Here is a 2,987-nt window from a genome sequence, read left to right on the forward strand (position 1 = left end):
GGGGCAGGGGCAGGGGCAGGGAGGATCGTTCAACAATCCCCACGCCCTCTCTGTCCACCATCCTCACGCCCTCTCCGTCCACCATCCCCTCGTCACCTCCGTCCACCATCCTCTCGTCACCTCCGCCGACCGTCCGCACGTTCTCGCCGTTGATCGTCAACTCGCCCTCCCCGGAGCCGATCCGCTCGACGGTCACGGTCGCCTCCCCGTCGTCCGCCGCGTGCACCCAGAAGGTGGCGGTGCCACCCCGTGGCAGTACGACGACACCGGGACCGGAGGCTCCGACCTGCCCGTAGTCGACGCGTGCGCCGCCGCCCAGGGCCACCGCGTCGGCCAGGTTGTACGAGTTGGCGAAGACACTCAGGTCGTACGTCCCGTCCTGCGGGACCTCCACGGAGAAGACGAGCACGCCGTCGGAACCGGTACGGAGTCCGCCCACGTGATAGCCGGTCGAGCCCGCGAACCTGTCGACGTCGGAGGGGGACCCCTCGGGCCCGTTCAGGGAGTGACCGTCACCGATGTAGGCCGCGTCCTCCGCCTGGTACGAGCGCCGCCAGGCGACCGAGGGCGGCAACGCCACGGCTCCGTTGCCGCCCGGGGACAGGATCACCTGGTACGCCGACATCTCCTCCAGGTCCGTCAGACGCACCGTCACTTTGCCGTCCCCCACAGGGAGTTCGTACTCGGCGAGCCTCAACGGCGGTGCGGAGGCGCCCACTTGACCCGTCCAGGGGATCTCCAGGAGCCGCGCGTGGACGGTCGTACCGAATACTTCGGGGTCGACGTGCTCGAACACGACGTCCGCCGAACCGCCCGCGCCGCCGAGCAGCAGCCGCGCCTGTCGCTTGGCCCGGTCGAGCGCGGCGACGCCCTGGAGCGTGTACTGGACGTTGGGGTGGGGCGCGGTGACCTGCACGGTGTGGCCCGTGAACTGCCCGTAGGCGTTGAACAGCCACCACTGGCCGTTGCCCTTGTTGGCCTCCACGACCGAGTCGTTGAGGTTGCCGTCGATGTTCCAGTACGCCAAGTCGGCGTCGACCTTGGACTCCTCGATCGCGGCGATCCACTGGATCATCTGGCCCGGGACGGACACGTGGTAGTTGTGCGCGTACTCGTTGATGTTGACGGGCAGCGGGCCGATGCCCAACTCCCGCTCCAGCGCACGGTACTTGGCGACGTTCGTGCGGATCTCGTCCGGCGAGGACAACTCGTGCCAGGTGACGACGTCGGGCAGGGACGTCCTCCGCCTTGGCGAACTCCAGGAAGTCCCTGACCTCGTCGTACAGTTCGCAGGTGTTGGGGCCGGCGATGCGGGCTCCGGGGTCCAGCTCCTTGATGAGGCGGTAGAGGTCACGCCAGGCGGCGAAGTAGTGGGTCGGGTCGTCGCGCCAGGAGACCCGGCCGTAGCTCCACTCCTCCGTGCCGTACATGTTGCCCTCGGGCTCGTTGAACGGGACGTAGACGACATGGGACTGGTACGCGCCGAGCGTCAGGATCTGCTCGAGCTGCCGGCGGACGCGTGCCGTGAAGTCGGCGAGGCGCTCGGCTCCGGTGGCGCCGGGCCATTCGTAGGGGAAGCCGCGGTAAATGTCGGTCATGTAGACGTAGACGTCCCGGCCGCCCGCCTCCACGAAGGGGCGCAGGATCTCCAGGGCGTCGGCGCCCGGGTGCTGGACGCCGTCCTGGGCCTTGGTGGAGACCGTACGGACGTACATGCCCTCCACAGCGTTGCGACTGGGGACGCCGTCGCCGTAGAGGCCGTAGAGCGTGCCGCTCGCGCCTCCGTGGAAGGGGCCCGTGTCGGTGCCGAGGTCGACGGTGAGGGTCCCAGGAAGAGGAGCGGCGGAGGCTTCGGCTGCCACGGCATCAATCCCTTGTTCGACATTTCGTACGCCAGTCGGCTTCCCGAACTGACCTGGTCGAACGTAGGGAGATCACGCGACTCGCGTCAACGGCGCGTCCATGCCGCGTACGACGGCTCAGACGCGGAGCACGCCCGGCCGGCCTTCCAGCTGGACCAGCAACTCGCCGAGCAGGGAGGCGAGTTCGCCCTGTCCGGGGGTGTCCAGACCGGCGAGCACGGTGGTCTCGTAGGCGAGCTGCTCGGGCAGGACGGCATCGACGAGGTCGCGGCCGGCGTCCGTCAGCCGGACATGGGCAACGCGGCGGTCCCGGGTGTCGCCGCGACGCTCGACCAGGCCGCGTTCGGTCAGCAGCTTGAGGCGCTTGGTGACGGCGGCGCCCGAGGAGAAGGTCTCCCGGGTCAGCTCGCTCGGCGTCAGCTCGCGCCCGGTGCGGCGGAGCGCGCCGAGGAGGTCGAACTCGGGGCGGCTGAGCCCGGCCCGGCGCAGCGGCGCGTCCTCGGCCTGCTGGAGCAGGGCGGCGCACCGGTTGATCCGGCCGATGATCTCCATCGGGCCGGTGTCGAGGTCGGGGTGCACGGCCTGCCACTGCCCGACGACGGCGGCGACGGTGTCGTGCCGGGCCGCGCTCGGTGCGCCGGGGCGGGCCGCGCCGTCCACCGGCCGTCCATTGGTTGCCGTCATCCCCGTACGCCCTCCGTCTTCCTGCCCGTGCGCCGATCCTCGGTCGGCCAGGAGTGCGACTCCCGGCGTCGTACCGTCGCGGCGAGCGTACGGTGTCCGGACTGTTCGGCGAGCACGACCCGCTCCTGCGGCAGGGCGCGCTGCCACCACTCGCCGGACGCGGCGTCGACGGTGGCCCGCAGTTCGACCAGCGCGGCGGCGAGCGCGCGGTGCGCGGATTCCAGGGTCCCGCGCGCGGGAGTCGACTCCGCGAGCAGTCGTGCGGCCCGCGCGCGGGCCCGTTCGACCGCGGACAGGGCCTCCTCGATACGGTCGGTCGCGCGCCGATTGGTGACGACGGCGGCGGCGAGCAGGCCCACCGAGGCGCCGACCAGGGTGTCGACGACCCGCTCGGTGATCAGCTCACCGGGCGCAGCGGCCCGGTGAGCTGATCACCGAGCG

2 protein-coding genes and 1 pseudogene are annotated in these 2,987 nt (G+C 70.9%); all 3 read right to left on the bottom strand.

Going from position 1 to position 2,987, the window contains the following annotated elements; all coding sequences use genetic code 11:
• Positions 1-1,871: pseudogene (locus JHN63_RS49820) on the bottom strand (cellulosome protein); the annotation flags it as partial.
• 108 nt (positions 1,872-1,979) lie between these two features.
• Positions 1,980-2,546: a MarR family winged helix-turn-helix transcriptional regulator gene (locus tag JHN63_RS49825; protein ID WP_200691749.1), complete on the bottom strand. Its 567-nt coding sequence runs from the start codon at positions 2,544-2,546 to the stop codon at positions 1,980-1,982.
• Positions 2,543-2,905, bottom strand: coding sequence for a hypothetical protein (locus JHN63_RS49830; RefSeq protein WP_374223032.1), 363 nt, complete (start codon positions 2,903-2,905; stop codon positions 2,543-2,545). Before JHN63_RS49830 ends, JHN63_RS49825 begins: the two co-directional genes overlap by 4 nt.
• Between the last annotated feature and the right edge of the window lie 82 nt (positions 2,906-2,987).

The organism is Streptomyces sp. MBT65 (assembly GCF_016612545.1).
Classification (GTDB): domain Bacteria; phylum Actinomycetota; class Actinomycetes; order Streptomycetales; family Streptomycetaceae; genus Streptomyces.